Origin of the sequence: Micrococcus sp. KRD077 (assembly GCF_017168505.1) — a bacterium.
Classification (GTDB): Bacteria; Actinomycetota; Actinomycetes; order Actinomycetales; family Micrococcaceae; genus Micrococcus; species Micrococcus luteus.
This window is the reverse complement of sequence record NZ_JABFAZ010000079.1, coordinates 1-2,182: the sequence shown is the minus strand read 5'-3', so window position 1 is coordinate 2,182 and position 2,182 is coordinate 1. Positions and strand designations below refer to the sequence as shown.

The 2,182-nt window shown below is 73.1% G+C and carries 3 protein-coding genes; 2 read left to right on the top strand and 1 reads right to left on the bottom strand.

Going from position 1 to position 2,182, the window contains the following annotated elements:
* The first annotated feature begins 1 nt into the window (after nt 1).
* Entirely contained in the window at nt 2-451 is a 450-nt protein-coding gene (locus J1M39_RS11585) for a hypothetical protein (protein ID WP_342356412.1), read from the top strand.
* 68 nt (nt 452-519) lie between these two features.
* Here J1M39_RS11585 and J1M39_RS11580 read toward each other — a convergent pair whose 3' ends face one another.
* Nucleotides 520-891: a DUF1844 domain-containing protein gene (locus J1M39_RS11580; protein ID WP_036313345.1), complete on the bottom strand. Its 372-nt coding sequence runs from the start codon at nt 889-891 to the stop codon at nt 520-522.
* Between the two features lie 295 nt (nt 892-1,186).
* Between J1M39_RS11580 and infC the strand changes: the two genes are divergently transcribed.
* Nucleotides 1,187-2,182 (top strand): translation initiation factor IF-3 (gene infC, locus J1M39_RS11575; RefSeq protein WP_342356413.1); only part of this gene is annotated, 996 nt, incomplete at its 3' end.

Here is a 2,182-nt window from a genome sequence, read left to right as displayed (position 1 = left end):
CGTGGGCTCGGAGATGGGTATAAGAGACAGCGCGACGACGGTCCCGCCCCGCCCCGGCCGGGGCCTGCCGGTGGCCGTCCTCGTGGTCGCCGCGGCGCTCCTGGCCGAGGCGGGCGCGCTCCTCTGGCTCGCCGTGGACGCGGTGGTGCATGCGGCGGACGGGGTGCTCCCGGCCGGCGCCCGCGTGATGCTGGTCGTCATCTACGCGCTGCTCACCCTGTGGATCCTCGCGACCGCCGTCGCCCTGCTGCGCGGTCGGGCGTGGAGCCGCGGCGCCGCCGTCGCGATCCAGCTCTTCGGTGTGCTCCTGTCCTCGTGGCTCTTCAGCGTGGACGCCGCCGCTCTGGGTGGGCCGCTGCTCGCGGTCTCCGGCGTCGCGCTGCTCACCCTCTTCACGACGCCGGTCACCCGGCATCTCACCCCCGCCCCGGAGGCCTCGACGGACGCCTGAGCCCCGCCCCAACGACGACGGCGCGCCCCCGGTCGGGGGCGCGCCGTCGTCGTCATCGGGGGGCGTGGTCAGTTCACCGGGCCGGTGAACTTCTCGCCGGGGCCCTTGCCCGGGGCGTCCGGGAACGGGGAGGCCTCACGGAACGCCAGCTGCAGCGAGCGCAGGCCGTCGCGCAGCGGGCCGGCGTGCTGGCTGCCGATCTCGGGGGCCGCGGCCGTGACCAGCCCGGCGAGGGCCGTGATGAGCTTGCGGGCCTCGTCGAGATCGATGAGCTCGCGGGCGTCGGGGGAGTCGGCCAGGCCGCACTTGACGGCGGCGGCGGTCATCAGGTGCACGGCGGTGGTCGTGATGACCTCGACGGCGGGGACCTCGTGGATGTCGCGGATCTCGGCGGGGGCGTCCATGGGGGTGGCGTCCTGGGCCTGACGTTCGTCTGTCATGGTGGTAAGCTTCCCATAGACCACTCGTGGTCCGCGCACGTCCTCGTCATCCGGTGACCCCGGAGCAGGCGTGCACGGGCCAGGAGCAGCAAAGTGGAGGCCTCTCTCCCACCCGCGTCAGCAGGATGTCCGGTTCGCCCCGGGCCGAGTTGCCGGGTCGCCGGTCGGGACCGCCGCGTCGTGGCGCGCACCCCGCACCGAGGGTCCCGTCCGACGGGACCGTGTCGAGGCCTCCGTCTGCGTCCGCGCAGGGGAGGCCTTCCTCGTTTCCGAGGGTCCCTCCGGTGGGCGCGGGATCACCCGTCGTCTCGCACAGAGGAGTACCACCATCAGCGATCCCCGCATCAACGAGCGTATCCGCGTTCCGGAAGTCCGCCTGGTCGGCCCGAACGGCGAACAGGTCGGCATCGTCCGCGTCGAGGACGCCCTCCGGCTCGCCGCCGAGGCGGACCTGGATCTCGTGGAGGTGGCCCCCACGGCCAAGCCTCCGGTGTGCAAGCTGATGGATTTCGGCAAGTACAAGTACGAGGCCGCGGTGAAGGCCCGTGAGTCGCGCAAGAACCAGGTGAACACGGTCCTCAAGGAGGTCCGCTTCCGCCTGAAGATCGACAAGCACGACTACGAGACCAAGACCGGCCACGCCAAGAAGTTCCTGAGCCAGGGCGACAAGGTCAAGGCCATCATCCAGTTCCGCGGCCGTGAGCAGCAGCGTCCCGAGCTCGGCATCAAGCTGCTGCAGCAGTTCGCCGAGGACGTCGCCGAGCTGGGCACCGTCGAATCGCAGCCGCGCCAGGACGGCCGCAACATGGTGATGGTGGTCGGCCCGCTGCGCACCAAGGCCGATGCGCGCGCGGACCAGCGCAAGAACTCGGCCGAGAGCCACCGCGAGCGTCAGGGTGGCGGTTCGCGTCGCGACCAGGCCGCCCGCGAGGCCAAGGAGCGCGCCGCGCAGAAGGCGGCGTCCGACTCCGCCCCGGTGCGGAATTCGGTCGGGGACGCGTTCCCCGAGCAGCTGAAGGCCATGGCCGCCCGGACGCAGGAGAATGCCTCCGCGGCCCCGGCCGAGACGAAGCAGGCACCGAAGACCCCGGCCCCGGCGGCTCCCCGCCCGGCCACGAAGCCGGCCTCCAGCGCCACGCCCGCATCGTCCCCGAAGCCGGCCGCGACGCCGAAGCCGCAGTCCTCGGCTGCGCCGGCTGCCACGCCGAAGCCGCGGTCCGCCGCCAAGCCGGCCGCGCCGTCGTCGGCTCCGAAACCGGCGGCCAAGCCGATGCCGGCCCCGCCCAAGCCC

Bases quoted from the DNA above. Each gene is read 5' to 3' on its own strand.
- J1M39_RS11580 (WP_036313345.1), bottom strand. From the start codon at position 891: ATGACAGACGAACGTCAGGCCCAGGACGCCACCCCCATGGACGCCCCC.